Genomic DNA, 26,949 nt, shown 5'->3' on the forward strand with positions numbered 1-26,949 from the left:
GGCGCCTCATCATGCTTTTAGAATTAACAGTTAAAAAGTGTTAGTTGCTAGCAATGCTGAGACCGGCGGGTGGCGCACAGGAGATGCCCCGCACGCTGCGGGCGAGGAAGTCACCGTAGATCAATTGAAACCCAAAACTCTTCATTGTTGACCCAAGGCTCTTGCGGGCGAGGCTTCTGCTGCCAGAAGACGTTTATTATTGTATGCGTAACCCGATTCTACACAGCGTAAATCGGTTTGTCCGCCTTCTGTATCAAATCCCCTTTTCCCCTACTCGCGCAAGGGGTTATTACAGAGGAAAATCCCCGCCAGAATCAGCACGCCGCCAAGGCACATCGCCAGGCTCAACGGCTCACCCAGCAACAGTGCGCCGAGGATGACGGCGGTCAGCGGGTTCAGGGCAATGAACACCCCGGAACGCGTCGCGCCGATCTGACGGATGCCGTCGTAATAACCGATGTAGGCCAGCGCCGAACCCAATACGCCGAGGTACATCAGGCTCAACCATTGTTGCGGACCGAGGCTGATCACTGCGCTGACACTCAGTTCACCGCGCACGGCACTGGTCGCCCAGAGCATCGCGGTGCCCAGCAGAATCGAATACGTCACCGTCTGCACCGGCCCCAAGGACTGATTCAGCTCTTTGGAAAACAGCGAATAAATCCCCCAGCCGAGCACGCAGCCGAAAATCAGCAGGTCACCGATCCAGGCATCGTCATTGCCGGCCAAAAGCTGCGGATTACGACTGGCAATCACCACACTCGCCCCGGCAATGCAGATCGCGATGCCGAAGACTTTCGCCCGGCTCAAGCACTCCTTGAAGATCAACCATGAGGCGAGGCCGATCACCGCCGGGTTCAGCGCAACGATCAACGAGGCTCGCGAGGCGTTGATGTAATGCAGCCCATAAAAGAAGCACAGGTTATAGAAGAAGATCCCGAAGAACCCCAGCAGCGCCAATCGCAGCCATTGTTGCGGGTTCGGCCGGATCAATGGGGTGCGGGTCAGCAGCAGGAACAGCAACAACGCCGCGCTGGCCAGCAAAAATCTGAGGCTGGCTGCGAACAGCGGACTGAGGCTGTCGACCAGAAAACGTCCGGCAACGAATGTGCCGCCCCAGATCATGGTGACGGCGGCGAGTTTCAGATACACCGATGTGTGCGAAGTTGTTATTTGTGCAGACATTGTCATGGAGAGGCAAAACCAGGCCAAGGAAGATGACGTATCATTCGACTAATGAACGATCATCGTAAAATGAGTAAAAGCTCATGACCCTGACCCAACTCGAGATTTTCTCGCTGGTCGCTGAGCTGCGCGGTTTCACGGCGGCTGCCAACCGCCTGGGGATTTCCCAGTCAGCGGTGTCTCACGCGCTCAAGTCGCTGGAACAGGAACTCGGTGTTGAACTGCTGCGGCGGCATCAGTCCCAGGTGGAACTGAGCGACATCGGCCAACAACTGTTATTGCGCGCCCGGGCGATGCTCGGGCTGGCCAACACCCTGCGCCAGGAAGCGGCCGATGCGCGCGGGATGAAACGCGGCACGTTGCGCATCGGCTCGTTTGGCCCGACCTCGTCGATCCGGCTGCTGCCGCTGATCCTGCAGCACTACCGCGCGGCGCATCCGGGCATTGAAGTCCACATCGACGAAGGCCCGGACCGCCAAGTGATTCAATGGCTTGAAGAACGGCGAATCGACATCGGCTTTGTGGTGCTGCCTGAAGAACGCTTCGACACCTTCGCGCTGCTGGAAGACCAGATGGTCGCACTGCTTCCTGCCGATCACGCGTTGGCGGATCGTGACAATCTGAGTTTGAGCGATTTGTGCAACGACCCATTCGTACTGACTGAAGCAGGCTCATCGGAGCTGGTGTCGCGCCTGTTCAGCGCCGCTCGCCTGATACCGAACATCCGTTACCGCTGCTCACAATTGCTCAGCACGCTGGACACGGTCAGCCGCGGCGATGCGTTGACGGTCGTGGCTGAAAGTTCTCTGCCCGACAACATCAACAGTCGCTATGTGAAAAAACCACTGTCGCCCCCCGTGATTCGTCAGGTCGGGCTGGCCGTGCTGGACCAGCGTCAGGCGTCACCCGCCACGCTGGCCTTTATCAAACTGGCGCTCGAGCTAAACGCCCGTTGAGCGGCATAAGCGCCAAGGGCCGACTATCATGGCCACTACCTGAACTCTTTATGGGAGGCGTGTTGTCGTCCTGCCCGAAGTTGAGAGCCCTGTTTTTGTGTAAGAGATTTCACGAATGCCATTGAGTGCCAAACGCCGTCGCCCGTTGCGCATCCGCATGATGGTGACCCTGCTGTGTGGGTTGCTCCCGGTGTTATTGGGCTTTGCCATTCTCTATATGCAGGCTGGACGTGTTCTTCAGCAAAGTACCCAGGTGACCGCAGACGAAGCCCTGCGCCAGTTCGAACTGATGCTGGACAACACGGCGCAGTCCGCGAGCGAGTTGCTGCCGCTGGCCGGGCGAAACTGCAACGACGTCAAGCTGGCCTTGCGTGAACAGGTCACCCGCCGCCCGTTTGTGCGCTCGGCCAGCCTGGTGTGGGAGGACAACCTTTATTGCACTTCGTTGTTCGGTGACGCTCAGCAAAAGGTCGATGCCAAGGACTATGTGCAAGGCAGGTTGTGGCTGATGAATGGCAACCCTGTCACTCCCGATACGGCGGTGCTGGTGTATCGCCTGAATGAGGGAAAACAGGGGGCGCTGACGACGCTGGACGGTTATCACTTGACTAACGTGCTGCGCCTGATTGGCCGCAAGACAATATTGTTGCTGCAAGTGGGCCCGCACTGGTTGTCCGTCGACGGCAAAGTCCACGAAGGCGCCCTGCCCACTTTGCCCTTGGCCGAAAGTGAACTCTCGTCCTCGCGCTATGCCTTTTCGGTCGTAGCCGGTTTTCCCGAGGGAGAAAACTGGCGTTACATGGCCAGCGAATACCCGCCGCTGTTCAGCTTGCTGATTTTTTTTGGCGTGGCCTCGGGCGCCATCGGCCACTTTCTGCAAAGACGTTCATGGTCGCCTATTCATGAAATGCAGCGCGCCCTCGCGGCCGAGGAGTTTGTTCCCTACTTTCAGCCGGTGGTGCATGGCGATACCCGGAAGTGGTCTGGCACCGAAGTGTTAATGCGCTGGAAACACCCAAAGGAAGGCCTGGTACGGCCAGATCTGTTTATCCCGTTCGCCGAAGATTCCGGGTTGATCGTGCCCATGACCCGTTCGCTCATGCGCCAGACCGCACAGGTGCTGGGGCCTGTTTCTTCCTCGTTCACCGAGCCTTTTCACATCGGCATCAATATCACCGCCAGCCACTGCAAGGACCTGGAGTTGGTCAAGGACTGTCGAGCGTTTCTGAGTGCCTTTGCACCCGGTTCCATTTACCTCGTACTGGAACTGACCGAGCGCGAACTGATCAAGCCAAGCGACATTACGCTTGAGCTGTTTGAACAACTTCATGCGCTGGGCGTGATGATCGCGATTGACGACTTCGGCACCGGGCACTCCAGCCTGGGTTATCTGCGCCAGTTCAACGTGGACTTCCTGAAAATCGACCAGAGCTTCGTGGCCATGATCGGCATCGACGCCCTTTCACGGCATATTCTGGACACCATCATCGAACTCTCGGCCAAGCTCGATCTGGGAATCGTTGCCGAAGGTGTCGAAACCGAAGAACAAAGTGACTATCTGACCGCCCACGGCGTGAACTTCCTGCAAGGTTATCTGTTCGGTCAACCGATGCCCGGCGCCGAATTCATTAACGCATTAACCCACCATTAACTAATTTTTTTAAGCGACGAGGGATCGACAGCGCGCACCAAATTGAATCAAAAGACTACTGCTGTTACATGAAGAAAATGTCAGGATTTACTCTTGGCCAATTAACTACTACAATTTTTCTTGCCTGTGCAAGATAGGCAGGTGAGCCACTATCACCGAGTCGCTTCAAGGCTCTTGGCTTATAGCTTTGTTTGCGGTTGGTATCAGCCAAACACACTATTGGAGTAAAGATATTGTCCAGACTCGCTGAATTTCGTGCAGCTGAAAAGGCCCTTCAGGAGCAGCTCAAGCAGCTGGAATCGCTGAAGAATGATGCCGGGCTCAAGAAAGAAATCGAATTCGAAGAAAAGCTCCAGGGGCTGATGAAAACCTACGGCAAGAGCCTGCGTGACATCATCGCCATCCTCGATCCGAACCCGGCAAAATCCGGTCTGCAACAAGCAAAAACGCCTAAAACCCGCCGCGCTCGCGTGGTCAAGGTCTATCAGAACCCGCACACCGGTGAACTGATTGAAACCAAGGGTGGCAACCACCGCGGCCTGAAGGCCTGGAAGGAACAATACGGTGCAGCCACTGTTGATTCCTGGCTGCGCGGCTAACAGCTCGCGGTTATAAAAAAGCCCTGCCAATGCAGGGCTTTTTCATGGATACCTACTAAATGCAACGATCTGCAACGATCAACTCGCAACTTTCCGATTAACTTTGTGCTTAATGCCTTTGGGTATCTAAAAATGTCCGCACCCAGCCAAATCTGCGTCCACGTAAAACCTCATCACTAAAGTTTCAAGCTGTTACGCAGCTGCTCAATTTCGTCCTGACTTGTCTTGTAAGCCTCGGCCTGTCCCGCGTACGAAAGAACATAGGCTTTATCGGCATCCACCGCCCCCACCAATGTTTGCGACAGCACGTGTCGCCCGTTCTGGGTAATGGTGCAGGTTGTTTCCAGTGCCGACAGGCGGCTCAATGTCGCGGGATGTATTTTGTTGCAGACACTTTGATAGCCGCTTTGAAAGAAGTCTTTCTGCACCGCCTTGCGCATCTCAAGCAAAACCCCTTGCACATTCACTTGATGACCGCTTTCAACCTGAGTCATCGTCAACTCCATGACCATGACTGGCGTGCCGCTTTGATCGTTCTTGACCGCACGCTGACGGGAAACAGCCGGGTTCGCACCTTCTGGCGCAAGGTTTTCGACTTCCCAACCACTTGGCCACGGCACTTGCGGCGCCTCTGCATGAGCACTGGCCACAGCTGACAAGACACCCAACAGGACGAACATCGGCTTACAGAATCGAACCATTGCAATAAACACTCACGAATTGAACGGTAAAGTCTGAGCCTCGCCCGCCTGTCAGGCAATAGCAGACCGTTTGGGTTTGGTGATGTCAGAGCCCTTGCGTATCATTGTGACCATTCGTTAGCCCCACTTATTTTCCGGAGGGCCCATGAGCCTGCACGAATTGAACACCTTCCCAGGCGTCACCGCCCAACCTGACACCGCGACCCAGAAGTTCGTCTTCAACCACACCATGTTGCGGGTCAAGGACATCACCAAGTCCCTGGATTTCTACACGCGCATTCTCGGTTTCTCGCTGGTGGAAAAACGTGATTTCCCGGAAGCGGAATTCAGCCTGTATTTCCTCGCCCTGGTCGACAAGAACCAGATCCCGGCCGACGCTGGCGCTCGCACCGAGTGGATGAAGTCGATTCCCGGCATTCTCGAACTGACCCATAACCACGGCACCGAGAACGACCCTGATTTCGCCTACCACAACGGCAACACCGACCCGCGTGGTTTCGGTCACATCTGCATCTCCGTGCCAGACATCCGCGCGGCGTGCGAACGCTTCGAAGCGCTGGGCTGTGATTTTCAGAAACGCCTGAATGACGGACGCATGAAGAGCCTGGCCTTCATCAAGGACCCGGATGCGTACTGGGTCGAAATCATCCAGCCTGCTCCGCTGTAAGCTCCACTACAAATCAAGTGTGGGAGCGGGCTTGCTCGCGAAGGCGTAGTGTCAGGCAACATAACTGCTGAATGACACACCGCTTTCGCGAGCAAGCCCGCTCCCACATTTGATCTGAGTGAGGCATAAAAAAACCCCATGATCACTCATGGGGTTTTGTGTTTCCGGCGGCGGCGTTCAGGCCGGGGCCGAGGTCCGGATCAGGTGATCGAAGGCGCTCAGGGAAGCCTTGGCGCCCTCGCCCACCGCAATCACGATCTGTTTGTACGGCACGGTGGTCACGTCGCCGGCGGCAAATATGCCCGGCATCGAGGTTTCACCGCGAGCATCGACGATGATCTCGCCACGAGGCGACAACTCGATGGTGCCCTTGAGCCAATCGGTGTTGGGCAGCAAACCGATCTGCACGAAGATGCCTTCGAGGTTGACCGTGTTGAACTCGCCTGAATCACGATCCTTGTAGACCAAACCGGTGACCTTCTGGCCATCACCCTTCACTTCACTGGTCAAAGCACTGGTGATGACGGTGACGTTCGGCAGGCTGAACAGCTTGCGTTGCAACACCGCATCGGCGCGCAGCTTGCTGTCGAACTCCAGCAGCGTGACATGGCTGACGATCCCGGCCAGGTCGATGGCCGCTTCAACGCCCGAGTTACCGCCGCCGATCACTGCCACACGCTTGCCCTTGAACAGCGGGCCGTCGCAGTGCGGGCAGAAACACACGCCTTTGGCTTTGTATTCCTGCTCGCCCGGCACGCCCATTTCACGCCAGCGCGCACCCGTGGCAAGAATCAGCGCCTTGGTTTTCAGCGTGGCACCGCTTTCGAAACGCACTTCGTGCAACTCGCCGGGATTCTTCGCCGGGATCAGCGCGGTGGCGCGTTGCAGGTTCATGATATCGACGTCGTATTGCTTGACGTGTTCTTCGAGCGCGCTGGCCAGTTTCGGCCCCTCGGTTTCCTGCACGGAAATGAAGTTTTCGATGGCCATGGTGTCGAGCACCTGCCCACCAAAACGCTCTGCTGCCACACCGGTGCGAATGCCTTTACGCGCTGCGTAGATCGCCGCTGCTGCACCCGCCGGGCCACCGCCGACAACCAATACATCGAAAGCTTCTTTAGCGTTGAGCTTCTCGGCCTGACGCTCGATGCCGCTGGTGTCGAGCTTGGCGAGGATTTCTTCGAGGCCCATGCGGCCCTGGCCGAAGTTCACACCGTTCAGGTAAACACTGGGCACCGCCATGATCTGGCGTTCATCGACTTCGGCCTGGAACAGCGCGCCGTCAATGGCGACGTGGCGGATGTGGGGGTTCAACACGGCCATCAGGTTCAGCGCCTGAACGACGTCCGGGCAGTTTTGGCAGGACAGCGAGAAGTAAGTCTCGAAGCTGAACTCGCCTTTGAGTGAGCGAATCTGTTCGATCACTTCAACACTGGCCTTCGAAGGGTGGCCGCCGACTTGCAGCAGCGCCAACACTAACGAAGTGAATTCGTGGCCCATCGGGAGGCCGGCAAAGCGCAGGCTGATGTCGGCGCCTGGGCGATTGATCGAGAACGATGGCTTGCGTGCGTCATCACCGTTATCGAGCAAGGTAATGTGTGTGGAAAGACTGGCAACGTCTTTCAGTAATTCGAGCATTTCCAGGGATTTCGCACCGTCGTCGAGGGAGGCAACGATCTCGATCGGCTGGGTGACCCGTTCCAGGTACGATTTCAACTGGGCTTTAAGATTGGCGTCCAACATACGGGCGATTTCCTTTCTGGTATTTCATGAAAAGCAGGCATAAAAAAAACGCCCGAGCGAATCTCGCCCGGGCGTTTTTGAGGGCGGTTGCAGCTTACTGAGTAGGTGCGGCGTACCGCCCTGATGTAGCGCTCACAGACTTAGATCTTGCCGACCAGGTCCAGGGACGGAGCCAGAGTGGCCTCGCCTTCTTTCCACTTGGCTGGGCAAACCTGGCCTGGGTGAGCAGCGACGTACTGGGCAGCCTTGATCTTGCGCAGCAGCTCGGAAGCGTCACGGCCAACGCCGCCATCGTTCAGTTCAACGATTTTGATCTGGCCTTCAGGGTTGATCACGAAGGTGCCACGGTCAGCCAGGCCTGCGTCTTCAATCAGCACGTCGAAGTTGCGGGAGATGGCATGAGTCGGGTCGCCGATCATGGTGTACTGGATTTTGCCGATGGCTGGCGAAGTGTTGTGCCAGGCAGCGTGGGCAAAGTGGGTATCGGTGGAAACGCTGTAGATTTCGACGCCCAGTTTCTGGAACGCGTCGTAGTTGTCAGCCAGGTCTTCCAGTTCGGTCGGGCAAACGAAGGTGAAGTCAGCCGGGTAGAAGAACACGACAGACCATTTGCCTTTCAGGTCAGCGTCCGACACTTTTACGAAGTCGCCATTTTTGAAGGCGTCAGCTTTGAATGGTTTAACTTGGCTGTTGATGATAGGCATCGATGACTCTCCGTCAGGGTTGAAAAGTTGGGTTAACAAGTTGATGGGGTGAATCCTACCCACTCGATCCCCGGATGGCTCATTGGCAAACCTCATGCTGCTGATTTGTTTTCGCTATTAGCCGACGGTATTAATAGAAGAAAACGTGATCTACAGTGCCACTGGCTTTTCCGCGAGTCGGGCCATGCCCAGAAACGGGCTCACTTCAACATAGCGCATGGCGGACTTCATATCCTTCCAGCCCACGTAACTCATCAACGACTTCAAGTCCCAACCGCTCTGATGAGCCCAACTGGCAAAGCCGCGACGCAAGGAGTGGCTGGTGTAGTGTTCGGCGGGAATACCGGCGCGCTCCAGGGCCTGGCGCAGTAGCGGGATGACGCTGTTGGCGTGCAGCCCCTCCTCGCTCAAGTGCCCCCAGCGGTCGATGCCTCGAAACACCGGCCCGCGAACCAATGCAGCTTCGGTGATCCACTGGATGTACGCGTTCACCGGGCAAAGACGCTGCAAGGCCGGGGTCTGGTAGGTCTTGCCGAGGTTCTCGCGGTCGCTCTTGGTGCGCGGCAAGTAGAGCGTGATGCCTGAACTGGCGACCGCTTGAACGTGCTCGATCTGTACACGGCACAGCTCATCACTGCGAAACCCGCGCCAGAATCCCAGGAGGATCAGCGCCATGTCGCGCCTTGCTCTTAAAAGTTTCGGTTGGTCATCTTGAGATTTAGCGGTCTGTGCTTCCAGCTCCAGCCACGCAATCACCTGTTCCAGATGCTGCAGCTGCAACGGTTCGGCCTGTTTTTCCTGAGCCGGGTGCAATGCGCGAATCCCCTTGAAGACTTTGCGCACCACCGGCGCCTTGGTCGGGTCAGGAAATCCCTGGCTGTTGTGCCACTGCGCCAGCGCCGACAACCGCAATTTCAGCGTGTTGATCGACAACTCCCCCGCATACGCCACCAGATAGCGCGCAACGCTGTCGGCGGTGGCCGGCAGAAACCCGCCCCACGTGACTTCGAAATGCTCAATGGCTGCCCGATAGCTGCGCCGGGTGTTGTCGCGCGTGGCGGCCTCTAGGTATCGATCCAGCTCGGTCATTAGCTCAACTCTCTCAAACGTACCGCGTTGGCGTGTGCAATCGGGCCGTGCGGCTCTTCACACGGGGTAATACCAGTATATCCCGCATGACAAACTGACATCATTTATCTTTATTTATCAGATGGTACACTGCGTACTTTAGTGGCATGTACCACAGTACGAAATCGTAGGAGAACTCATGGCTCGTGGCGGCGTAAATAAAGCAGTGGTGCAAGCGGCACGGTTGGCGATCCTCGCCCGTGGCGAGAACCCAAGCATCGATGCAGTACGAATCGAAATGGGCAATACAGGCTCGAAAACCACGATCCATCGCTACCTGAAGGAACTGGATGACGGTCGTGAACGGGCCGAGTCCGTGGCAGAACCCATCGATGACGAGCTGACGGACCTGGTATCGCGCCTGGCCCAACGCCTGAAAGAGAAGGCCCAGGAACCTATCGACCAGGCTCGCGAGCAGTACGACCAGCAGCGCAAAGCACTGGAAAGCCAACTCACCGAGGCCCAGGAAGCTAATACCGAATTGCATCAGCAGTACGAGATGCAAAGCCTCGCGCTAACCCAGGAATCCGACTCACTGCAAGAAACCCGCTCCATGCTGCAGACCGAGCAAACTCGTAACGCCGGGTTGAATCAGGCACTGGCTGGCTTCGAGCTGCGCTTGCAGGACAAGGACGAGCAGATCCGCTCACTGGAAGAAAAGCACCTGCACGCCCGCGAAGCCCTGGAGCACTACCGCAACGCCGTCAAGGAACAGCGCGAGCAGGAACAAAGCCGCCACGAAAGCCAGGTGCAGCAGATTCAGATGGAGTTGCGTCAGGCGCAGCAAAGCGCAATGGTGCGCCAGGATGAGAACACTCAACTGCACCGCGACAATGAGCGCCTGTTCACCGAAAACCGGGGTTCTCAGAGGGAGCTGAGCCTGTTGCAGGATCAACTCAAGCAGACCAATAGCCGGCAGGACCAACTGCTGGAACAGGTCAACCGAATCGACAGCGAACGCACCCTCCTCCAGGAACGCTTGCGCGTCGCCCTGCTGGAAAGTCAGTCGTTGAAACAGAGCGTCGACGAGCAGTCGCAGGCCAATAAGGTGCTGGAAATTGAATTGCTCAAGACTCAGGCGAGCCTCGATGAAAGCGTGCGCCTGGCGGCTGTTGTTGCAACAGCGCCAGACGCAGACAAGGACGATTAACCCGCGACAGGCGTACGCATGGTGACGAACTCTTCGGCGGCCGTCGGGTGCACACCGATGGTTTCGTCGAAATCGCGCTTGGTCGCCCCTGCCTTCAAGGCAATCGCCAGGCCCTGAACGATCTCGCCGGCATCCGGCCCGACCATGTGGCAGCCCAGCACTTTGTCGGTCTTGGCATCCACCACCAACTTCATCAGCGTGCGCTCCTGGCATTCAGTCAGGGTCAGCTTCATTGGGCGGAAACGGCTTTCATAGATCACCACCTCGTGGCCGGCTTCGCGAGCGTCTTCTTCACTCAAGCCAACGGTGCCAATGTTCGGCAGGCTGAACACGGCAGTCGGGATCATCTTGTAATCCACCGGACGGTATTGCTCAGGCTTGAACAAGCGCCGAGCCACGGCCATGCCTTCGGCCAGAGCAACCGGTGTCAGTTGCACACGACCGATCACATCACCGAGCGCAAGGATCGACGGTTCAGCCGTCTGATACTGCTCATCGACCTCGACAAAGCCTTTCTTGTCGAGTTTGACGCCGGTGTTTTCCAGCCCAAGGTTATCGAGCATCGGACGCCGGCCGGTCGCATAGAACACACAATCCGCCTCCAGCTCACGACCGTCCTTGAGTGTCACCTTCAGGCTGCCATCAGGCTGCTTGTCGATACGCTCGATGTCGGAATTGAATTGCAGGTCCATGCCGCGCTTGGTCAATTCTTCCTGCAAATGCTTGCGCACCGCACCATCAAAACCGCGCAGGAACAACTCACCGCGATACAGCAACGTGGTTTTGGCGCCCAGCCCGTGGAAGATGCCGGCGAACTCAACGGCAATGTAACCACCGCCCACCACCACAACGCGCTTCGGCAGTTCCTTGAGGAAGAACGCCTGGTTGGAGCTGATCGCATGCTCGTGCCCCGGGATTTCCGGGATCTGCGGCCAGCCACCGGTCGCAATCAGGATGTTTTTAGCGGTGTGGCGCTCGCCATTGATCTCGACGGTGTGCGGATCGACGATTTTGGCGTGGCCTTCATGCAAGGTCACGCCGCTGTTGACCAGCAAGCTGCGATAAATGCCGTTCAGGCGATTGATCTCGCGGTCCTTGTTGGCGATCAACGTGGCCCAATCAAACTGCGCCTCGCCCAGCGTCCAGCCAAAACCGGACGACTGCTCGAAGTCTTCGGCGAAGTGCGCCCCGTAGACCAGCAACTTCTTCGGCACACAGCCGACATTGACACACGTGCCGCCCAGATAGCGGCTCTCGGCCACGGCCACTTTTGCGCCAAAACCAGCGGCAAATCGCGCAGCTCGCACACCACCGGAACCGGCGCCAATCACGTACAAATCAAAATCAAAGGCCATTTTCAATCTCCTCGGCAGTCCACAAGCATACCCGCAGACGTTCGCCGGGCAAGTGTTGCAAACGATATGGGGCCAGAAAATGAAAAAGCCACCCGAAGGTGGCTTTTCAATACAAGCGGGTCAACAGCTATCAGTAAGCCTTGCCAGTCTTGTAGAAGTTCTCGAAGCAGAAGTTGGTCGCGTCGATGTAACCTTCAGCGCCACCGCAGTCGAAACGCTTGCCTTTGAACTTGTAGGCCATCACGCAGCCGTTCTGGGCTTGTTTCATCAGGGCGTCGGTGATCTGGATTTCACCACCCTTGCCTGGCTCGGTTTGTTCGATCAGGTCGAAGATATCCGGGGTCAGGATGTAGCGACCGATGATCGCCAGGTTCGACGGCGCATCTTCCGGCTTTGGTTTTTCGACCATGCTGTGAACGCGGTAGATATCATCGCGAATCATCTCACCGGCAATAACGCCGTACTTGTGAGTTTCCTGCGGGTCGACTTCCTGGATGGCGACGATCGAGCAGCGGAACTGCTTGTACAGCTTGACCATCTGGGTCAGAACGCCGTCACCTTCAAGGTTTACGCACAAGTCATCCGCCAGTACCACGGCGAACGGTTCGTCACCGATCAGCGGGCGACCGGTCAGAATCGCGTGACCCAGGCCTTTCATTTCGGTCTGACGGGTGTAGGAGAACGAGCAGTTGTCGAGCAACTTGCGGATACCGACCAGGTATTTCTCTTTGTCGGTGCCCTTGATCTGGTTTTCCAGCTCGTAGCTGATGTCGAAGTGGTCTTCCAGGGCGCGTTTGCCGCGACCGGTAACGATGGAAATTTCGGTCAAGCCAGCGTCCAGAGCTTCTTCGACGCCGTACTGGATCAGTGGCTTGTTTACCACCGGCAGCATTTCTTTGGGCATGGCTTTAGTCGCTGGCAGGAAGCGAGTACCGTAACCGGCTGCTGGGAACAAGCATTTCTTGATCATATAAGTCCTTGAAAGGGCTGTGTGTACGAGTTTCGGCGCAGTCTAATCAGGCGGCGTGCACCTTACAATGCCCCGCACTGGCTAACCGATGCCAACATAGAGAAATATTCCCGCAGATAGTTCCGCGAATAGCTGCACAAGCAGTTTTGCAATCCACAATAGATAGCAGAATTCACCAGACAATCAACCAGGCTTGCAATCGCACCACCATACGCCCATCAGCACTCTCTGGGTGCATTTGGCGCTATCATGGCGCAATTGAACCAGCCAACGAGGCAGATAGATGTCGGAAGTAAAAAGCGTCAACGGGTTCCTGATCAAACAGAAAGACGGCCAATGGTGGATAGAGAACTTCGGCGGCACCGAGACCATCACCGGACCGTTCCCTACCGAGAAGCTGGCGATTGAGGTGGCATCCGTATTGGAGCTTGAACACCCGGCACCCGCCAAGCGCCGCGGTAAAGACAAGACTTGATCTGACCCGGTTTTTGACCAGGCCCTGCTTCGCGCAGGGCTTTTTTGTGGCCATCTGCAAAGAAGTGGCCCTTCGCTATAACCTTTTGATGCCAGCGCTGTCACAGGCTTAGCCCCATCATCCTGACGACGACCACGACATGACTAAATTTTTGCCTCTGATTGCAGTATTGGCCTTGAGCGGCTGCGCCACCTCGGAAACCGCTTACCTGAAAAACGGTGAACAGGGGCTGGCCATCGACTGCTCCGGAGAAGCCAACTCCTGGGCCACCTGCTACGAAAAAGCCGATGCCTCCTGCGCTGGCACTGGCTACCGGATCGTCGGGACGGACGGCACGCCGTCAACCAAGGAAAGTGACAAGACCCTGGGCGTCGACGTTGGCAACTTCAAGAACCGCAGCGTTCTGGTGGTCTGCAAGTAAGACCGACGCTACATGTGAATTTCGGCGAATTTGATCCCGAGACCGCGCACGGTCTCGATCAAGTCGTCGAGACGGCTGAAAGATTCGACTTCGTCGTTATCGTCCACCAGAAAATAACTGCGCCCGGCGCTTTTCTTGAAAAACACGATCCACTCCCCTGGATTCGCCGGATTCTGAATCACATGAGTGGCAGAGATGTGACCCTCTGCATGCCGCTCCCGAACCTGTTCTCGCTTCATGCCTGACTCCAGAAATGACGATGCCGTCAAAGCACAGCCTTGACGGCATCGATGTAGTTTGTTGCCAGTCTATCAGCCGGAAATACAGGTATTCGCGGCTTTCTGCACATCCTTGGGACGCACCGGCACATTGGACATGCGCTCATGCAGTTTGATGCTGCTGCCGTTGGAGCGTTCTTCAATGTCAAAGACGGCAGCCGGGGCCGACGAGAACTTCGCCGGAACGATCACGCGCATTCCGTCTTTGTGCGGCTCGACTTGCAAAGCACCACGGCTATCAGCCAATTGCTCCATCAGGCACTGCGCGTACTCATGGGGCTTCTTGCCTGAGATCACGTTCATGGTCGGCAGCGTCTCGTTGATCTCCGTAACATTCGCGCAACCACTTACGACCAACGCCAACGGCAGGACTAACACACCCCACTTCATACAAAACCTCCGATAAAGACCCTCGGACAGCACAAATGCTGATTTTCTCCGAGGCGCACCGCTTTTATCGCTCACAGAATTCCGAATTACTGTTTTTAATTGTCAAAGCGAACCCTGACGACCCGATAATAACCTGTCCGGGCTGATAAACTGCGCCAATCGCCCATGCTATCGTTTTGATTTTGTAGAAAAAGCCCTTCTGGAGGCGCCTCATGAAATTTATCCACCAGCGCGAGCACCTCAACGAAGACGACATCGTCGTCATCCAGTGCTCCCAAATGTGCAACATCCGCTTGATGAACGACGCCAACTTCCGCAGCTTCAAGAATGGTGGTCGTCACACTTACCACGGCGGCGCGTTCGATACTTTCCCGGCCCGGATTACCGCGCCGAGCACCGGTTTCTGGAACATCACCATCGACACGGTCAACCGCCGGCCGATCAGCGTGACCCGCAAGCCGACCCTGACTCACTCGATCAAGATCATCCGTCGCTCCAGCACGAAACTGAGCTGAGCAACGTCCGCACACGAAACAAGGCAGGTATGACCGTGGCTCAAACGACCAAGTACGTCATCAAATACAAACTCAACGGTGAGCGCCGTTTCGAGTTTGCCCAGCTTGAAAACGGCACTGCCGAAGAAGCGAAGGCCGCGCTCGACGCCATTCATGGCCAGAGCGACGATGTCATCAGCGAGATCAGTGTCAGCAAAGCGCTGTAACAGTCCCCGGAGCGACCACAGGGATGTCTGCTCCCGAGTCTGAAGTTTGACCGCAAGCGCCGGAGTGTTCACCCCGCCACCGCTGCCTAGACTGGCCACCTCAACCTTGGGTTAAGGAGTCAGAACATGCTGGAGCAACAACTCGATCAGGATGGCTGCGCCATTATCAGATCGCTCCTGAGTAGCGAAGCCTGCGACAAGATCAGCGCGTTTTACGCGCAGCCCGGGCTTTTTCGTTCACAGGTGATCATGGCTCGCCACGGTTTTGGCCGAGGCGAGTACAAGTACTTCAAATACCCTCTGCCGGATCCCGTCGCACGCCTGCGCAGCGAGCTTTACCCTGCCCTCGTGCCGATTGCCAACCGCTGGCACGAATACATGGGTCTGCAGACGCGTTTTCCCGCCACGCACGAAGCCTTTTTGCAGCGCTGTCATGCCGCCGGTCAGGAACGTCCGACACCCTTGTTGCTGCAATACGGCCCGCAGGACTACAACTGCCTGCACCAGGACCTGTACGGCGAACACGTCTTCCCGCTACAAGTGGCGATTCTTCTGTCAGAACCCGACGAAGACTTCACCGGCGGTGAATTCGTGCTGACCGAACAACGCCCGCGCATGCAGTCACGCCCTCTGGTCATGGACCTGAAGAAAGGCGATGCCTTGATCTTTGCCGTCAGCCAGCGCCCGGTCAAAGGTGTTCGCGGTTATTACCGAGTGAACATGCGCCACGGTGTGAGTCGCCTGCACAGCGGAAAACGGCATACCCTTGGAATCATCTTTCACGATGCGTTATGAGCCATGAGCCCCTTCACCCTGGATTTGTTTGCCGACACAGAACCCGAGCCGCCGCCCAAGCGCGAGCAGATCGGTGAACAAGCCTGCGTCTTGCGCGGCTTTGCCCTGCCCTGGCTGGACTCGTTGCTGACTGCGCTTGAGGAGGTTTTGGCGGTCGCGCCGTTTCGGCAGATGGTCACCCCCGGCGGCTTCACCATGTCCGTAGCCTTGAGCAGTTGCGGTGCCCTGGGTTGGACCACCGACCGCAGCGGCTACAAATACACGCGCAATGACCCGCAGACCGGGCAACCCTGGCCGAAGATGCCTGATGTGTTTTTCGAGCTGGCAAAAGCGGCGGCACGTGAAGCGGGATTTACGGATTTTGTACCTGATTCCTGCCTGATCAACCGCTATGTCCCCGGCGCGAAGATGTCATTGCACCAGGATAAAGACGAAGGTTCCTACGCAGCGCCGATCGTTTCGGTATCGCTGGGGTTACCAGCGACATTCCTGTTCGGCGGTTTTGAACGAAGTGATAAAAGCCAGCGCGTACCACTGCTGCACGGCGATATCGTGGTCTGGGGTGGCGTCGACCGCTTGCGCTATCACGGCGTATTGCCAATCAAGGACGGACATCATCCAAGGCTGGGCGAACAACGCATCAACTTCACGTTTCGTAAGGCCGGATGAAAGACTCGAATTTGACCGCAAGACCCGGAGTGCCACGCCCCTCCCGCCTGATTAATCTGAATGAAACGGGTCAATGGAACTACAGACATGACAACTCATTCGACTAAAACAGCTACCGAAATCGATCCTCGCTGGGCCGCCGTCGTTGCGCGCGATCCGGCCGCAGACGGGCAATTTGTCTACGCGGTAAAAACTACCGGCATCTATTGCCGCCCGAGCAGCCTGGCGCGCTTGCCGAATCCGCAGAACGTCGAGTTTTTCGACACGCCGGAGCAAGCCCAGGCGGCGGGATATCGTCCCAGCAAACGCGCGGCAAAAGACCAAAGTGATGTGGCCGCCCAGCACGCGGCCACCGTGGCCGCTGCCTGCCGGCACATCGAATCCGCCGAAAATCTGCCGCCGCTCAATGAACTGGCGGACGCCGCGGGTCTCAGCAGCTTCCACTTCCATCGAGTGTTCAAAGCCGTCACCGGGCTGACCCCCAAGGGTTACGCCACGGCCCATCGCTCGCGCAAGGTGCGTGATCGTCTGGCGGATGGCGGCTCGGTCACCGACGCCTTGTACGACGCCGGTTTCAATTCCAACAGTCGTTTCTATGAAGCAGCGGATAATCTGCTCGGGATGAAGCCGGGTGACTATCGCGCTGCCGGGCAAAACAACGACATCCGCTTTGCCGTCGGCCAATGCTCCCTCGGGGCCATTCTGGTGGCGCAAAGTGAACGCGGGGTTTGCGCGATTCTACTGGGGGATGATCCGCATCAACTGGTCTGCGATCTGCAGGACAAGTTTCGGCGTGCCAACCTGATCGGTGCCGATCATGAGTTCGAGCAACTGATCGCCCAGGTCGTAGGGTTTATCGAAGCGCCGGCCCTTGGCCTGGATTTGCCGCTGGACGTGCGCGGCACGGCGTTTCAGGAACGCGTCTGGCAAGCCTTGCGCGAGATTCCCGCCGGCCGCACCGCGAGCTATGCCGAGATCGCCCAACGCATCGGATCACCCAAGGCTGTGCGCGCCGTGGCCCAGGCGTGTGGAGCGAACAGTCTGGCGGTGGCGATCCCTTGCCACCGCGTGGTGCGTAGCGACGGCAACCTGTCGGGCTATCGCTGGGGGGTTGAGCGCAAGCGCCTGTTGCTGGAACGCGAGACGCGCTGATCAGCGATTCACATCGACCACCACCCGCCCGCGCAATTGCCCGGCGAGCAAGCGCGGCGCGGCTTCGATGGCTTCGCTCAAACCAATTTCATGACTGATCAGCGGCAGCAGAGCGAAGTCCAGATCCTTGGCCAGTCGATTCCAGGCCTGTACGCGCTTGGCCTTGGGCTGGGTCACGCTGTTTATCCCGGCCAAAGTCACGCCGCGCAGAATGAAGGGGGCAACCGAAGCAGGGAAGTCCATGCCTTGCGCCAGACCACAGGCCGCTACTGTGCCGTTGGACTTGGTGCTGGCGCATGCATTGGCCAGCGTGTGACTGCCAACCGAATCGATGACCGCCGCCCAACGCTCCTTGGCCAGCGGTTTGCCAGGCTCGGACAAGGTGGCGCGGTCGATGATTTCGCTCGCGCCGAGTCGCTTCAGATAATCGTGTTCGGAGGTTCGGCCGGTGGAAGCGACGACGCGGTACCCCAGCTTGCTCAGCAGCGCGATGGCGAAACTGCCTACGCCGCCGTTGGCACCGGTGACCAGCACTTCGCCTTGATCGGGCGTCACGCCGTTATGTTCCAGCGCCAGGATGCTCAGCATGGCCGTGTAGCCGGCAGTACCGATGGCCATGGCTTGGGCCGCCGTAAATTCCTTTGGCAGCGGGATCAACCAGTCACCGTTCAGGCGCGCCTTCTGCGCCAATCCACCCCAATGCCCTTCGCCAACGCCCCAGCCATTGAGGACCACTTGATCACCGGCCTTGTAGTCCGGGTGATCGCTGGTTTCGACCGTGCCTGCCAGATCGATCCCCGGCACCATGGGGAATTTTCGCACCACCGGGCTGCTGCCGGTGATTGCCAAGCCATCCTTGAAGTTCAGCGTGCTGTACGCCACACGGACCGTCACATTCCCTTCGGGCAGTTGATCGTCATTGATCTCTTGCAGTGTGGCCCGATAACCGCTGTCGTCTTTGTCGATCAAAATACCCTTGAACATCGTTACCTCTCAATGGAATCAATCAGGATGTGGAACCCTTGAAATACCATAAAGAAACATTTCGCCGTACAAGACTTTAAGCCAAACCGCTGACCAGCCAAAAGTCGACTGGCCCTTCACCCTAGATAGCTGGTAAAAAACGGTTCAACCGTCCTGCCCTGTTTTGACGTCGGAGATTGAAATGAATCAATGGCCAGACACCCGCATTCTTGACCTGCTCGGGATCGAACTGCCGATCATCCAGGCCCCCATGGCCGGCGCCAATGGATCTGCCATGGTCATCGCCGCGAGTAGCGCCGGCGGCCTGGGCTCGATGCCTGCTGCCTTGCTGAGCATCGAGCAATTACGCGAAGAGTTGAAGACGATTCGCCAGCACAGCCAGCGCCCGTTCAACATCAACTATTTCTGCCATCAACCTCCGGCCCCTGATGAGCAACGCGCCCGGGACTGGAAGAACTTGCTGGAACCTTACTACCGGGAACTGGGCGCCGATTTCGATGCGCCAACACCGGTATCAAACCGGGCGCCGTTCGATGTTGCTGCCTGCGAGGTCGTCGAAGAGTTTCGCCCTGAAGTGGTCAGTTTTCACTTCGGCCTGCCGGAAGAGGCTCTGCTGGACCGGGTAAAAGCCACCGGCGCAAAAATTCTCTCCTCGGCCACAACGGTCGAAGAAGCCGTCTGGCTGGAACAGCGCGGCTGTGACGCCATCATCGCCATGGGTTACGAGGCCGGTGGGCATCGCGGAATGTTCCTCAGTGACGACCTGAGCAGCCAGGTGGGAACGTTTGCCCTGGTGCCACAGATCGTCGATGCGGTGAAAGTGCCGGTGATTGCAGCCGGCGGGATCAGTGATGCGCGCGGCGTTGCGGCCGCGTTCCTGTTGGGTGCTTCGGCAGTCCAAGTGGGCACGGCTTATTTGTTCACGCCAGAAGCAAAGGTCAGCGCGTCGCACTACAAGGCATTGCGCACGGCCAAAGAAAGCGAGACTGCCGTTACCAACCTTTTCACCGGACGCCCGGCACGGGGCATTCTCAATCGGGTGATGCGTGAAATCGGCCCGATCAGCGATAAAGCGCCGAAGTTCCCACTCGCCGGCGGTGCGCTGATGCCGTTGCGAGCCAAGGATGAAGCGGATTTCAGCAACCTCTGGGCCGGGCAAGCGTTCCGGTTGAGCGCTGAAATGACCACGGCAGAATTGACCCGACGCCTGGCGGATGAAGCGCTGGCTAAATTGCTCCGCCGATAAAGCGATCCCCTGTAGCAGCTGCCGAGCCCGCGAGGCTGCGTCCGGCGGCGAAGCCGTCGTAAACCCTGCCTCCACGGTGTATCTGGTACGCCGAGTTGTCTGATTTTACGGCTGCTTCGCAACCGGACGCAGGCTTCGCCAGCTGCTACAGGGTTAAGCGCGGCTACGACCGACTCCCCACTTAGAAACCAACACATTCCGTTTGAAGGCATTTCGCTATATATTCGTCTATATAGCGTTTCACCCCCTTGTTGCGTTCGCCTATGACGGAGCCGTTTCATGACCATTCGTGCCTCACGTTTTGCCCCTACCGGCCTCGCCAGCCTGATCGCCATCTTCGCTTTCGGCGCCGCACACGCGGACGAAGTCCAGGTCGCTGTCGCCGCCAACTTCACAGCCCCTATCCAAGCCATCGCTGCCGATTTCGAGAAAGACACCGGGCACAAACTGGTCGCGGCATACGGCGCCACCGGTCAGTTCTATACGCAGATCAAGAATGGTGCGCCGTTCGACGTGTTCCTCTCGGCCGACGACACCACGCCGCAAAAACTTGAAACCGAAGGCGACACCGTCAAGGGTTCACGCTTCACCTACGCCATCGGCACCCTCGCCTTGTGGTCGGCCAAAGATGGCTACGTCGACGCCAAGGGCAAAGTGCTGAGCGACAATCAATACCAGCATCTGTCCATCGCCAACCCCAAAGCCGCCCCTTACGGCCTGGCCGCGACTCAGGTACTGGCCAAGCTGGGCCTGACCGACAAGGTCAAGGACAAAATCGTTGAAGGCCAGAACATCACCCAGGCCTACCAATTCGTTTCCACCGGCAATGCCGAACTGGGCTTCGTGGCCTTGTCGCAGATCTACAAAGACGGCAAAGTCACCGGCGGTTCGGCGTGGATCGTTCCAGCCGACATGCATGACCCGATCAAACAAGACGCGGTGATCCTCAACAAAGGCAAGGACAACCCGGCCGCCAAGGCACTGGTTGAGTACCTGAAAGGTCCGAAAGCCGCTGCTGTCATCAAATCCTACGGTTACCAACTCTAAATGACGCTGACGAGTGCCGATTTCTCCGCCATCTGGCTGACCCTCAAACTGGCGTCCCTGACAACGGCCATCCTGTTAGTCATCGGCACTCCGATTGCGTTATGGCTGTCGCGCACCCGCTCGTGGTTGCGCGGCCCGGTCGGGGCGATCGTCGCCCTGCCCCTGGTCCTGCCGCCCACGGTGATTGGCTTTTATCTGTTGCTGGCGCTGGGGCCTCACGGCTTTGTCGGTCAGTTCACCCAATCACTGGGGCTTGGCACCCTGACCTTCAGTTTTGCGGGGTTGGTCGTCGGCTCGGTGCTGTACTCGATGCCCTTCGTGGTTCAACCGCTGCAAAACGCTTTTGCCGCCATTGGCATTCGCCCATTGGAAGTGGCCGCGACTTTACGCGCCAATCCGTGGGACACCTTCTTCAGCGTGATCCTGCCGCTCGCACGACCGGGTTTTATCACGGCAACGATTCTCGGCTTCGCCCACACCGTCGGCGAGTTCGGCGTGGTCTTGATGATCGGCGGCAACATCCCGGACAAGACGCGTGTGGTGTCGGTGCAAATCTACGATCACGTCGAAGCCATGGAATACGCCCAGGCCCATTGGCTGGCCGGGGCGATGCTGGTGTTCTCTTTTGCAGTGTTGCTGGCGCTGTACTCCAGCCGTAAAACCAAAGCGGCCTGGAGCTGATCGATGATCGATATGCGTCTGCAACTGAGCTATTCGGGGTTCGCCCTGGACGTGGACCTGCAATTGCCCGGTCGTGGCGTGACCGCGCTCTACGGACATTCGGGTTCGGGAAAAACCACCTGCCTGCGCTGCATCGCCGGTCTGGAACGGGCCAAACAGGGTTTTATCCAGGTCAACGATGAGGTCTGGCAGGACAGCGAAAAGAAGATTTTCGTACCGCCGCACAAACGTGCGTTGGGTTATGTCTTTCAGGAAGCCAGTCTGTTTGCGCATCTGTCGGTGCTGGCGAATCTGCAATTCGGCCTCAAGCGCATCCCGAAACAGCAACGCCGGGTCGACATGGGTCATGCCACGGAACTGCTGGGGATCGGCCATCTGCTGGAGCGTCACCCGCAGCACCTTTCCGGCGGCGAGCGGCAGCGGGTCGGCATCGCCCGCGCGTTGCTCACCAGCCCGAAACTGCTGCTGATGGATGAACCGCTGGCGGCGCTGGACAGTCAGCGCAAAAACGAAATCCTGCCTTACCTGCAACGCCTGCACGATGAACTGGACATCCCGGTGCTGTACGTCAGTCACTCGCAGGATGAGGTCGCACGGTTAGCCGATTACATCGTCTTGCTCAGCGACGGCAAGGCGCTGGCCAGCGGTCCTATCGGCGAAACCCTCGCCCGTCTCGACCTGCCGCTGGCGCTGGGCGACGACGCGGGCGTGGTGATCGAGGGTCATGTCAGCGCGTATGACGCCCACTATCAGTTGCTGACCTTGCAATTGCCCGAGACCGATCTGGGCATTCGCGTCGCCCATGCGCCCATGCCCTTGGGCCAGACACTGCGTTGCAAGGTTCAGGCGCGCGATGTCAGCCTGAGCCTGCGCAGCGTCGAGCAAAGCAGCATCCTCAATCGCCTGCCGGTGACGGTGATCAGTGAAATCAGTGCCGACAACGCTGCCCACGTGCTGATCCGCCTGAACGCCGCCGGCACGCCATTGCTGTCTCGTATCACCCGCTACTCCCGGGATCAGTTGGGCGTGCACCCCGGCCAGCAACTCTGGGCACAAATCAAAGCGGTCGCGGTGCTGGCCTAAGTCTTTTGGCACCAACGACAAATGCCTGCGGTCAATGGCTGTACTGACCCTGATTTGTTGTCGAGGTTGACTCGCCATGTCCGATACCGCACTGCCCGATGTACTGCCACCCGACCTGCACTATGTCGATGACACACAGCCCGGAATCAGCCGAAAGCTGCTGCGTGGAAAGTTTTGTTACTTCGATCCTGCGGGCCAGCGCATTACCGATCCGGACGAAATCAAACGCCTCAACGCCCTCGCCGTGCCGCCGGCCTATACGGACGTGTGGATTTGCGCCGACCCGCGCGGCCATCTGCAAGCCACCGGCCGCGACGCTCGCGGTCGCAAGCAATACCGCTACCACGCCCGCTGGCGCGAAGTGCGCGATGCCGACAAATACTCGCGGTTGCGCGACTTTGGCCTGGCGCTGCCGAAACTGCGCAAACAGCTTGAAACGCTATTGGCCGCACCAGGCTTCAGCCGAGACAAGGTCATGGCCACCGTCATTACGTTGCTCGATGCAACGCTGATCCGGGTCGGCAACACGCAGTACGCCCGGGACAATCGTTCCTACGGCCTGACGACATTGCGAAGCCGTCACGTTGAAGTCAACGGCAGCGCTATCCGCTTCCAGTTTCGCGGCAAGAGTGGCGTCGAGCACCAGATCACCGTGAGAGACCGACGCCTGGCGCGGATCATCAAGCGCTGCCAGGAAATCCCGGGACAAAACCTGTTTCAGTACCTGGATGAAAACGGCGAGCGACACACCGTCAGTTCCGCCGACGTCAACGCCTACCTGCAAACCCTCACCGGTGCCGATTTCACGGCCAAGGATTACCGCACGTGGGCAGGCAGCGTGCTGGCGTTGTCGGTGTTGCGCGAATTGCACTGGGAACCCGAGTCGGATGCAAAACGCCATGTGGTAGAGATGGTCAAGAACGTCGCCAGGCAGTTAGGCAACACGCCTGCGGTGTGCCGCAAATGCTACATCCACCCGGCGGTGCTCGACGCTTTTATGCTCGGCGCTCTGGCTGAGTTGCCTCGGCCAAGGTTGCGCAAAGGGCTCAGGGCAGAGGAAGTCGGGATGGCGATGTTCCTTGAGCGCATGATCGCCAGGGCTGAAGCGACGAACTGACCTGTCTATTTTTTGCACGATCACAAAGAACTTCTATAGTTGATCTGAACAAGAAATCAGCTGCGGTGACGCCATGGAAGACATTTTCGTTGTGAAGCGTTGCAACAAGATCATCATTCATGGTCGCCGGGCCGGAGAAGCCGGCCACCCGCCACCCGACGCCGCCGTCTGGTACCGCATTGCCGACACTCGCACGCAGGGTTTCATCGGTGACGGCTTTGACGCGGAAGCCGATGCCAGACGGGAATGCCAACGGCTGAATGCCACATCGCAAGTGATGGCCCGGCAAGGATGACGAACAGGTACCTGTCTATTCCGGGTCTATACTGAAAAACAGCTGAAGGATCGGCGACCCCAAAGGCTGAAAGCTCGCACCTGGCGGGCTTTTTGCTGCCATTTGCCAGGTTTCTTCAACGGAGGTGTTTTCCATGTCCGAAAAAGAGTCCATCACCACCCTCCTCACCCTGCTTGACTCCCGCCAGGCTCGACTTGCCGCCGCGTGCAAGGAAATTGCCGACTGGGTTGATCATCAAGGGGGCCATCCGACAGCCCTCAGAATTCGTGATCGGCTGAACGACATCGAAAAAGATACTCCCCTGATTCGAAACACCCTGTCGTCGCTAAAACCTGTCGATCCGCCCCTGCCTAGGTTCAGATGATTAAGGCCGGGCATTCGACGCGAAAACAGTGCCTGTTTCAGGACGCATGAACGGCGACCTTATCGTCACCGCGATTGTGCCTGTCTGAGAATTTGCCGCTACACCCGAACACCCAGCCTGGCGCTGGGCTTTTTTTTGCGACATTTCTTTCACGCCGCATTTACAACGTACGCCCTACAGTGAGTCACTCCTTTGAAGAATCACCTTGGTCTGCCCGCATGCAGACCTTTTTTTTGCCTGTCAGGCAGCCATCGAACGCTGGCGTTTGCGAGGGGTCAAACAATCACACGTCACGAAGGAGACGTTCCATGGTCACCCACTACAAAGTCAGCGGGCATCTGGCCTGCGGTCACAAAGGCAGCAACCTCACGTCCACCCAAGAACTGAACCGCGTGAAATGCAGAAGCTGCCGAAGCACCGATGCGTACAAGGAAGCACGCAAGGCCCAGCGCAATGCGACACGCCGTGCCGCACGCAAGGCCAAAGCCACTCACACCGCCAATGACTGGCGCGCAGCCTGGACCGAACGGCTAACCGCCATGACCGGGTTGCAAAGACTGCCTCGTGGTTTTAGCGGCCAGCCTTTTGTGTAGCAGGTTCATTCGTCAGCGGGGTCGACTTCGTTCGACCCACTGCTGATCAACGCGCTTGCGGGCGCCATCACTTCGGCAAGCGACATGCGCTTGAAGGCTTCGAACAGTCGCCGCCCTTCCTCAGGCGCGCAGGTGATGGCCAAACGCATAGTCGCCTCACCCAGTTGCCAGATCAGAAAAGCGGTATCGGAAACTTGCTGGGTATCACTGCCTGGAAAGACACGAAGCATCGCATCCGCCAGCAACCTGCCCGCCACTCGACTCTCTTCCAGCTCCAGCGCCAGCAATTGTTTGTCGGCTTGCATCCCCGACCAGATATCACGCATTACCGGCTCAGCCTGAGCGATGTCGTAATACTGCTCGAGCAGGTCCGAATAGGCCTCCTGCAACCCTTGTGCATCCTGGACCGCGACCAATGCCGTTTCTATGCAACGGCGACTCGCCGCGTTAAAGCGCTCGGCCAACGTGCGAATCACCGAACTCTTGTCCGGAAAATACTGGTAAAGCGAGCCGATCGAAATCTCCGAGCGTTCGGCAATTTCACTCATCTTTAGCGAATCACTGCCCTTGGTTGCGATCAGCTTCGTGGCCACGGCAAGAATTCGCTCCTGCCGCTCGCGACTGCGTTGTTGCGTGGGATTGCGTCGGGTCGGCTCTGAAACCGCCTGCTCGCGCTCGGTGGTGGTTTTCTTCGGCACTGACGTGCTCTCCGATCAATAACATGACATGCACTCACCTTAGCACCGCCCATCGACTCACCCAAGAGGCTATAGCCGTACGTCGGTTTCCGCTCTTTCGTTGGTTGACGGCATAACATGAGCGTTTATCATCTTTTTAACGTGAGCATCACTCACATTAACCCGATGGAGATGAACGCGATGAAGACCTCTCAAGACCGCATCCTCATTCTCGGCGCGACCGGTAAAACAGGGAGCAGGATTACTCAACGTCTAAAAACGGCGGGATTGCCCGTGCGCCTGGGCTCTCGTAGCGCCACTCCACCTTTCGACTGGGAGGATCGGAGCACTTGGGAGGCAGTGCTTGATGGCATCGCCGCCGTTTACATTTCCTATCAACCGGACCTCGCCGTACCAGGCGCCGTCGAAACGGTGCAGGCGTTTACCGACCTGGCCGTCAACAGCGGCGTCGGCAAAATGGTGCTGCTCTCCGGGCGCGGAGAGGCAGAAGCGGAGGAAGCCGAACGCGTCATACAGAACAGCGGCGTCGACTGGACCATCCTGCGTTGCAGCTGGTTCTTCCAGAACTTCAGTGAGGCGCATTTTCTGGAGCCGATTGTTCAGGGAGAACTGGCGCTTCCCGTCGACAATATCGCCGAGCCCTTTGTCGACGTGGAGGACATTGCCGAGATTGCTGTGCAGGCGCTGACCCAACCCGGACACGCCGGCCAGCTTTATGAACTGACGGGGCCAAGGGCGCTGACGTTTGCCGAGGCGGTCGATGAGATCGCCCGAGGGACCGGCCGCGATATCAGCTTTGTCGCTGTGCCGCCGGACGCCTATAGAGAGGCGCTGGAACAGGCGCAACTTCCGGCCGAGTTGATCGACCTTGTGTTGTATCTCTTCACAACAGTGCTCGACGGGCGCAACACCCCTCTTGCCGATGGCGTCCAGCGCGCACTGGGCCGGCCCGCACGGGACTTTAGCGATTACGTCCGACGCACCGCTGCTACGAAAACCTGGCAAACCAAGGTTTGAAATCGAAAGGATGATGGCTGTCAAAAACAACGGCAAAGGCCCGCATGGCAAAGCTAATGCGGGCCTTCGCAAACCTTCTCGCCTCCATTTTTATGCTGGTGCGGCACACCCCGG

Annotated in this window: 32 protein-coding genes; 21 read left to right on the forward strand and 11 right to left on the reverse strand. The window is 57.9% G+C overall.

All coding sequences use genetic code 11. The features are described 5' to 3' along the window. Positions 1-270: 270 nt before the first annotated feature. Entirely contained in the window at positions 271-1,191 is a 921-nt protein-coding gene (locus tag BK660_RS01390; RefSeq protein ID WP_123431748.1) for a DMT family transporter, read from the reverse strand. A gap of 77 nt (positions 1,192-1,268) precedes the next feature. Between BK660_RS01390 and BK660_RS01395 the strand changes: the two genes are divergently transcribed. The 3 genes from BK660_RS01395 (at position 1,269) to BK660_RS01405 (ending at position 4,391) form a co-directional block, all read left to right on the forward strand. Next, positions 1,269-2,141 carry a LysR family transcriptional regulator gene (locus tag BK660_RS01395; protein ID WP_123431749.1) on the forward strand — a complete coding sequence of 291 codons (873 nt, stop codon included), beginning with the start codon at positions 1,269-1,271 and terminating at the stop codon, positions 2,139-2,141. 115 nt (positions 2,142-2,256) lie between these two features. Continuing rightward, on the forward strand, positions 2,257-3,792 hold the full coding sequence (locus tag BK660_RS01400) for an EAL domain-containing protein (RefSeq protein ID WP_123431750.1): 1,536 nt from the start codon (positions 2,257-2,259) through the stop codon (positions 3,790-3,792). A gap of 233 nt (positions 3,793-4,025) precedes the next feature. Next, the gene (locus BK660_RS01405; protein WP_027922999.1) at positions 4,026-4,391 is read left to right on the forward strand and encodes a histone-like nucleoid-structuring protein, MvaT/MvaU family; all 366 of its coding nucleotides are present in this window, start codon (positions 4,026-4,028) and stop codon (positions 4,389-4,391) included. A gap of 176 nt (positions 4,392-4,567) precedes the next feature. On the opposite strand, the gene BK660_RS01410 is transcribed toward BK660_RS01405, so the two are convergent. Continuing rightward, positions 4,568-5,092, reverse strand: a complete 525-nt coding sequence (locus tag BK660_RS01410) for a DUF4946 domain-containing protein (RefSeq protein WP_123431751.1) — start codon at positions 5,090-5,092, stop codon at positions 4,568-4,570. A 145-nt stretch (positions 5,093-5,237) separates the two neighbouring features. Between BK660_RS01410 and gloA the strand changes: the two genes are divergently transcribed. Then, positions 5,238-5,759, forward strand: a complete 522-nt coding sequence (gloA, locus tag BK660_RS01415) for a lactoylglutathione lyase (RefSeq protein ID WP_123431752.1) — start codon at positions 5,238-5,240, stop codon at positions 5,757-5,759. Between the two features lie 177 nt (positions 5,760-5,936). Here gloA and ahpF read toward each other — a convergent pair whose 3' ends face one another. From ahpF to BK660_RS01430, 3 genes are all read right to left on the reverse strand, one after another. Next, positions 5,937-7,502, reverse strand: coding sequence for an alkyl hydroperoxide reductase subunit F (ahpF, locus tag BK660_RS01420; RefSeq protein ID WP_123431753.1), 1,566 nt, complete (start codon positions 7,500-7,502; stop codon positions 5,937-5,939). Between the two features lie 140 nt (positions 7,503-7,642). Further along, complete coding sequence (ahpC, locus tag BK660_RS01425) at positions 7,643-8,206, reverse strand: alkyl hydroperoxide reductase subunit C (protein ID WP_010460707.1); 564 nt, start codon at positions 8,204-8,206, stop codon at positions 7,643-7,645. Between the two features lie 150 nt (positions 8,207-8,356). Further along, the gene (locus BK660_RS01430) at positions 8,357-9,295 is read right to left on the reverse strand and encodes a site-specific integrase (RefSeq protein ID WP_123431754.1); all 939 of its coding nucleotides are present in this window, start codon (positions 9,293-9,295) and stop codon (positions 8,357-8,359) included. 178 nt (positions 9,296-9,473) lie between these two features. Between BK660_RS01430 and BK660_RS01435 the strand changes: the two genes are divergently transcribed. Beyond that, positions 9,474-10,484, forward strand: coding sequence for a DNA-binding protein (locus tag BK660_RS01435; protein WP_123431755.1), 1,011 nt, complete (start codon positions 9,474-9,476; stop codon positions 10,482-10,484). On the opposite strand, the gene gorA is transcribed toward BK660_RS01435, so the two are convergent. Then, positions 10,481-11,839, reverse strand: a complete 1,359-nt coding sequence (gene gorA, locus BK660_RS01440; protein ID WP_123431756.1) for a glutathione-disulfide reductase — start codon at positions 11,837-11,839, stop codon at positions 10,481-10,483. The genes BK660_RS01435 and gorA overlap by 4 nt on opposite strands. 130 nt (positions 11,840-11,969) lie before the next feature. Beyond that, positions 11,970-12,809, reverse strand: a complete 840-nt coding sequence (gene galU, locus BK660_RS01445; protein WP_010460715.1) for a UTP--glucose-1-phosphate uridylyltransferase GalU — start codon at positions 12,807-12,809, stop codon at positions 11,970-11,972. Between the two features lie 283 nt (positions 12,810-13,092). Here galU and BK660_RS01450 point away from each other — a divergent pair, with 283 nt between their 5' ends. Both BK660_RS01450 and BK660_RS01455 read left to right on the forward strand, forming a co-directional pair. Continuing rightward, complete coding sequence (locus BK660_RS01450; RefSeq protein ID WP_123431757.1) at positions 13,093-13,284, forward strand: SH3 domain-containing protein; 192 nt, start codon at positions 13,093-13,095, stop codon at positions 13,282-13,284. 139 nt (positions 13,285-13,423) lie between these two features. Next, positions 13,424-13,705, forward strand: coding sequence for a hypothetical protein (locus BK660_RS01455; protein ID WP_027922991.1), 282 nt, complete (start codon positions 13,424-13,426; stop codon positions 13,703-13,705). Positions 13,706-13,713: 8 nt separating this feature from the next. On the opposite strand, the gene BK660_RS01460 is transcribed toward BK660_RS01455, so the two are convergent. Together BK660_RS01460 and BK660_RS01465 are read right to left on the reverse strand one after the other, a co-directional pair. Beyond that, positions 13,714-13,944, reverse strand: coding sequence for a hypothetical protein (locus BK660_RS01460; RefSeq protein WP_027922990.1), 231 nt, complete (start codon positions 13,942-13,944; stop codon positions 13,714-13,716). Between the two features lie 72 nt (positions 13,945-14,016). Then, complete coding sequence (locus BK660_RS01465; RefSeq protein WP_123431758.1) at positions 14,017-14,373, reverse strand: hypothetical protein; 357 nt, start codon at positions 14,371-14,373, stop codon at positions 14,017-14,019. Between the two features lie 212 nt (positions 14,374-14,585). Here BK660_RS01465 and BK660_RS01470 point away from each other — a divergent pair, with 212 nt between their 5' ends. The 5 genes from BK660_RS01470 (at position 14,586) to ada (ending at position 17,710) form a co-directional block, all read left to right on the forward strand. Next, positions 14,586-14,888, forward strand: coding sequence for a DUF1883 domain-containing protein (locus BK660_RS01470; RefSeq protein ID WP_016984992.1), 303 nt, complete (start codon positions 14,586-14,588; stop codon positions 14,886-14,888). A 29-nt stretch (positions 14,889-14,917) separates the two neighbouring features. Next, positions 14,918-15,094, forward strand: a complete 177-nt coding sequence (locus tag BK660_RS32515) for a hypothetical protein (protein ID WP_155953714.1) — start codon at positions 14,918-14,920, stop codon at positions 15,092-15,094. 126 nt (positions 15,095-15,220) lie between these two features. Further along, the gene (locus BK660_RS01475; RefSeq protein ID WP_123431759.1) at positions 15,221-15,889 is read left to right on the forward strand and encodes a 2OG-Fe(II) oxygenase; all 669 of its coding nucleotides are present in this window, start codon (positions 15,221-15,223) and stop codon (positions 15,887-15,889) included. Between the two features lie 3 nt (positions 15,890-15,892). Beyond that, complete coding sequence (alkB, locus tag BK660_RS01480) at positions 15,893-16,558, forward strand: DNA oxidative demethylase AlkB (protein ID WP_123431760.1); 666 nt, start codon at positions 15,893-15,895, stop codon at positions 16,556-16,558. A gap of 87 nt (positions 16,559-16,645) precedes the next feature. Beyond that, on the forward strand, positions 16,646-17,710 hold the full coding sequence (ada, locus tag BK660_RS01485) for a bifunctional DNA-binding transcriptional regulator/O6-methylguanine-DNA methyltransferase Ada (RefSeq protein WP_123431761.1): 1,065 nt from the start codon (positions 16,646-16,648) through the stop codon (positions 17,708-17,710). On the opposite strand, the gene acuI is transcribed toward ada, so the two are convergent. After that, complete coding sequence (gene acuI, locus BK660_RS01490) at positions 17,711-18,694, reverse strand: acrylyl-CoA reductase (NADPH) (RefSeq protein WP_123431762.1); 984 nt, start codon at positions 18,692-18,694, stop codon at positions 17,711-17,713. A gap of 181 nt (positions 18,695-18,875) precedes the next feature. On the opposite strand from acuI, the gene BK660_RS01495 reads away from it, so the two are divergent. From BK660_RS01495 to BK660_RS01530, 8 genes are all read left to right on the forward strand, one after another. Continuing rightward, entirely contained in the window at positions 18,876-19,940 is a 1,065-nt protein-coding gene (locus BK660_RS01495) for an NAD(P)H-dependent flavin oxidoreductase (protein ID WP_123431763.1), read from the forward strand. 279 nt (positions 19,941-20,219) lie between these two features. Continuing rightward, a complete protein-coding gene (gene modA, locus BK660_RS01500) occupies positions 20,220-20,987 on the forward strand; it encodes a molybdate ABC transporter substrate-binding protein (RefSeq protein ID WP_123431764.1) in 768 nt (255 codons plus the stop codon). Further along, positions 20,988-21,668, forward strand: coding sequence for a molybdate ABC transporter permease subunit (gene modB / locus BK660_RS01505; protein WP_123431765.1), 681 nt, complete (start codon positions 20,988-20,990; stop codon positions 21,666-21,668). Positions 21,669-21,671: 3 nt separating this feature from the next. Continuing rightward, positions 21,672-22,751: a molybdenum ABC transporter ATP-binding protein gene (modC, locus tag BK660_RS01510; protein WP_123431766.1), complete on the forward strand. Its 1,080-nt coding sequence runs from the start codon at positions 21,672-21,674 to the stop codon at positions 22,749-22,751. A gap of 76 nt (positions 22,752-22,827) precedes the next feature. Continuing rightward, positions 22,828-23,868, forward strand: a complete 1,041-nt coding sequence (locus tag BK660_RS01515; protein WP_123431767.1) for a DNA topoisomerase IB — start codon at positions 22,828-22,830, stop codon at positions 23,866-23,868. A gap of 73 nt (positions 23,869-23,941) precedes the next feature. After that, positions 23,942-24,163, forward strand: coding sequence for a hypothetical protein (locus BK660_RS01520; protein ID WP_123431768.1), 222 nt, complete (start codon positions 23,942-23,944; stop codon positions 24,161-24,163). 133 nt (positions 24,164-24,296) lie between these two features. Then, positions 24,297-24,527, forward strand: a complete 231-nt coding sequence (locus tag BK660_RS01525) for a hypothetical protein (protein ID WP_007946177.1) — start codon at positions 24,297-24,299, stop codon at positions 24,525-24,527. 308 nt (positions 24,528-24,835) lie between these two features. Then, positions 24,836-25,120, forward strand: a complete 285-nt coding sequence (locus BK660_RS01530) for a hypothetical protein (protein ID WP_123431769.1) — start codon at positions 24,836-24,838, stop codon at positions 25,118-25,120. Positions 25,121-25,125: 5 nt separating this feature from the next. On the opposite strand, the gene BK660_RS01535 is transcribed toward BK660_RS01530, so the two are convergent. After that, entirely contained in the window at positions 25,126-25,818 is a 693-nt protein-coding gene (locus tag BK660_RS01535) for a TetR/AcrR family transcriptional regulator (RefSeq protein ID WP_123431770.1), read from the reverse strand. A gap of 180 nt (positions 25,819-25,998) precedes the next feature. Between BK660_RS01535 and BK660_RS01540 the strand changes: the two genes are divergently transcribed. Next, positions 25,999-26,835: an NmrA family NAD(P)-binding protein gene (locus tag BK660_RS01540; RefSeq protein ID WP_123432516.1), complete on the forward strand. Its 837-nt coding sequence runs from the start codon at positions 25,999-26,001 to the stop codon at positions 26,833-26,835. The last annotated feature ends 114 nt before the right edge of the window (positions 26,836-26,949 follow it).

Origin of the sequence: Pseudomonas brassicacearum, from assembly GCF_003732265.1 — a bacterium.
Taxonomy (GTDB): domain Bacteria; phylum Pseudomonadota; class Gammaproteobacteria; order Pseudomonadales; family Pseudomonadaceae; genus Aquipseudomonas; species Aquipseudomonas brassicacearum_D.

What these genes read in the sequence shown, in the direction of transcription:
- modB (WP_123431765.1), top strand. Translation starts at nt 20,988, where the DNA reads ATGACGCTGACGAGTGCCGATTTCTCCGCCATCTGGCTGACCCTCAAA.
- BK660_RS01390 (WP_123431748.1), bottom strand. Translation starts at nt 1,191, where the DNA reads ATGACAATGTCTGCACAAATAACAACTTCGCACACATCGGTGTATCTG.
- BK660_RS01430 (WP_123431754.1), bottom strand. Translation starts at nt 9,295, where the DNA reads ATGACCGAGCTGGATCGATACCTAGAGGCCGCCACGCGCGACAACACC.
- gloA (WP_123431752.1), top strand. Translation starts at nt 5,238, where the DNA reads ATGAGCCTGCACGAATTGAACACCTTCCCAGGCGTCACCGCCCAACCT.
- BK660_RS01455 (WP_027922991.1), top strand. Translation starts at nt 13,424, where the DNA reads ATGACTAAATTTTTGCCTCTGATTGCAGTATTGGCCTTGAGCGGCTGC.
- BK660_RS32515 (WP_155953714.1), top strand. Translation starts at nt 14,918, where the DNA reads ATGACCGTGGCTCAAACGACCAAGTACGTCATCAAATACAAACTCAAC.
- BK660_RS01475 (WP_123431759.1), top strand. Translation starts at nt 15,221, where the DNA reads ATGCTGGAGCAACAACTCGATCAGGATGGCTGCGCCATTATCAGATCG.
- alkB (WP_123431760.1), top strand. Translation starts at nt 15,893, where the DNA reads ATGAGCCCCTTCACCCTGGATTTGTTTGCCGACACAGAACCCGAGCCG.
- acuI (WP_123431762.1), bottom strand. Translation starts at nt 18,694, where the DNA reads ATGTTCAAGGGTATTTTGATCGACAAAGACGACAGCGGTTATCGGGCC.
- BK660_RS01395 (WP_123431749.1), top strand. Translation starts at nt 1,269, where the DNA reads ATGACCCTGACCCAACTCGAGATTTTCTCGCTGGTCGCTGAGCTGCGC.
- gorA (WP_123431756.1), bottom strand. Translation starts at nt 11,839, where the DNA reads ATGGCCTTTGATTTTGATTTGTACGTGATTGGCGCCGGTTCCGGTGGT.
- ahpC (WP_010460707.1), bottom strand. Translation starts at nt 8,206, where the DNA reads ATGCCTATCATCAACAGCCAAGTTAAACCATTCAAAGCTGACGCCTTC.
- BK660_RS01410 (WP_123431751.1), bottom strand. Translation starts at nt 5,092, where the DNA reads ATGGTTCGATTCTGTAAGCCGATGTTCGTCCTGTTGGGTGTCTTGTCA.
- BK660_RS01520 (WP_123431768.1), top strand. Translation starts at nt 23,942, where the DNA reads ATGGAAGACATTTTCGTTGTGAAGCGTTGCAACAAGATCATCATTCAT.
- galU (WP_010460715.1), bottom strand. Translation starts at nt 12,809, where the DNA reads ATGATCAAGAAATGCTTGTTCCCAGCAGCCGGTTACGGTACTCGCTTC.
- BK660_RS01460 (WP_027922990.1), bottom strand. Translation starts at nt 13,944, where the DNA reads ATGAAGCGAGAACAGGTTCGGGAGCGGCATGCAGAGGGTCACATCTCT.
- BK660_RS01530 (WP_123431769.1), top strand. Translation starts at nt 24,836, where the DNA reads ATGGTCACCCACTACAAAGTCAGCGGGCATCTGGCCTGCGGTCACAAA.
- BK660_RS01400 (WP_123431750.1), top strand. Translation starts at nt 2,257, where the DNA reads ATGCCATTGAGTGCCAAACGCCGTCGCCCGTTGCGCATCCGCATGATG.
- BK660_RS01450 (WP_123431757.1), top strand. Translation starts at nt 13,093, where the DNA reads ATGTCGGAAGTAAAAAGCGTCAACGGGTTCCTGATCAAACAGAAAGAC.
- ada (WP_123431761.1), top strand. Translation starts at nt 16,646, where the DNA reads ATGACAACTCATTCGACTAAAACAGCTACCGAAATCGATCCTCGCTGG.
- modA (WP_123431764.1), top strand. Translation starts at nt 20,220, where the DNA reads ATGACCATTCGTGCCTCACGTTTTGCCCCTACCGGCCTCGCCAGCCTG.
- BK660_RS01465 (WP_123431758.1), bottom strand. Translation starts at nt 14,373, where the DNA reads ATGAAGTGGGGTGTGTTAGTCCTGCCGTTGGCGTTGGTCGTAAGTGGT.
- BK660_RS01470 (WP_016984992.1), top strand. Translation starts at nt 14,586, where the DNA reads ATGAAATTTATCCACCAGCGCGAGCACCTCAACGAAGACGACATCGTC.
- BK660_RS01525 (WP_007946177.1), top strand. Translation starts at nt 24,297, where the DNA reads ATGTCCGAAAAAGAGTCCATCACCACCCTCCTCACCCTGCTTGACTCC.
- modC (WP_123431766.1), top strand. Translation starts at nt 21,672, where the DNA reads ATGATCGATATGCGTCTGCAACTGAGCTATTCGGGGTTCGCCCTGGAC.
- BK660_RS01540 (WP_123432516.1), top strand. Translation starts at nt 25,999, where the DNA reads ATGAAGACCTCTCAAGACCGCATCCTCATTCTCGGCGCGACCGGTAAA.
- BK660_RS01515 (WP_123431767.1), top strand. Translation starts at nt 22,828, where the DNA reads ATGTCCGATACCGCACTGCCCGATGTACTGCCACCCGACCTGCACTAT.
- BK660_RS01435 (WP_123431755.1), top strand. Translation starts at nt 9,474, where the DNA reads ATGGCTCGTGGCGGCGTAAATAAAGCAGTGGTGCAAGCGGCACGGTTG.
- ahpF (WP_123431753.1), bottom strand. Translation starts at nt 7,502, where the DNA reads ATGTTGGACGCCAATCTTAAAGCCCAGTTGAAATCGTACCTGGAACGG.
- BK660_RS01495 (WP_123431763.1), top strand. Translation starts at nt 18,876, where the DNA reads ATGAATCAATGGCCAGACACCCGCATTCTTGACCTGCTCGGGATCGAA.